The following is a 751-nucleotide window of genomic DNA, read 5'->3' on the forward strand; positions in this document are numbered from 1 at the left end:
ATGGAAAGAAATCAACAATCATTGTCAGTCAGTTGCCCGTATCAAGCTGGTATGATATCATCGGGGAAGAAACTATGGAAAGAAATCAACAATCATTGTCAGTCAGTTGCCCGTATCAAGCTGGTATGATATCATCGGGGAAGAAACTATAGCAGATGCTATTCTTGACAGATTAGTCCATTCTTCCTACAGAATAGAGTTAAAAGGAGAAAGTCTCAGAAAAAAAATGTAAAATTGTCAGCCTAACAGATTATAGAACCAAACCCATTTTTAGAGGGGTCAATATGTCCAGAACAGGGGTCAGTATTGTCCGGAATATCCATCTATCTTCAATAATTTCAAGAAGTGCCATTCTAGCCATATCATCTAATTGTTGAATACCGAAGTCATCAAGTATTAATAAATCTTGTTTTTCAATCCTTGCAACCTCCCTAATATAAGACCCATCAGCCTTAAGCATTTTGAGTTTTGGAAACAGTTTGGTTGTATTGTAGTATTGTGTTTTGACTCCCTGCATACATGCTTGGTTTCCCAATGCTGAGGCAATGTAGCTTTTGCCTGATCCGGTTGCACCTGTTATAAGTATGTTTTCTTTCCTTTCTCCTTTTCTCCTCCCCTCCTCTCCCTTTTTTCTCTCTTCCCCTTCGGCAAGACTTGTGAGCATCATTTGGTCAAGACCTCTTGTTTTGTCACGCTTTAGTTGCTCCAATCTTCCCCTTCGGCAAGACTTGTGAGCATCATTTGGTCAAGA

General features: G+C 39.5%; 1 protein-coding gene and 1 pseudogene. One reads left to right on the top strand and one right to left on the bottom strand.

What is annotated here, in order from left to right; translation table 11 throughout:
* Positions 1–73: 73 nt before the first annotated feature.
* Positions 74–232 (top strand): annotated as a pseudogene (locus MM213_RS20725) (ATP-binding protein); the annotation flags it as partial.
* Between the two features lie 18 nt (positions 233–250).
* On the opposite strand, the gene MM213_RS20730 reads toward MM213_RS20725, so the two are convergent.
* A complete protein-coding gene (locus MM213_RS20730) occupies positions 251–667 on the bottom strand; it encodes an ATP-binding protein (protein WP_241414786.1) in 417 nt (138 codons plus the stop codon).
* Positions 668–751: the final 84 nt, after the last annotated feature.

Source organism: Belliella alkalica (assembly GCF_022549785.1).
Taxonomy (GTDB): domain Bacteria; phylum Bacteroidota; class Bacteroidia; order Cytophagales; family Cyclobacteriaceae; genus Belliella; species Belliella alkalica.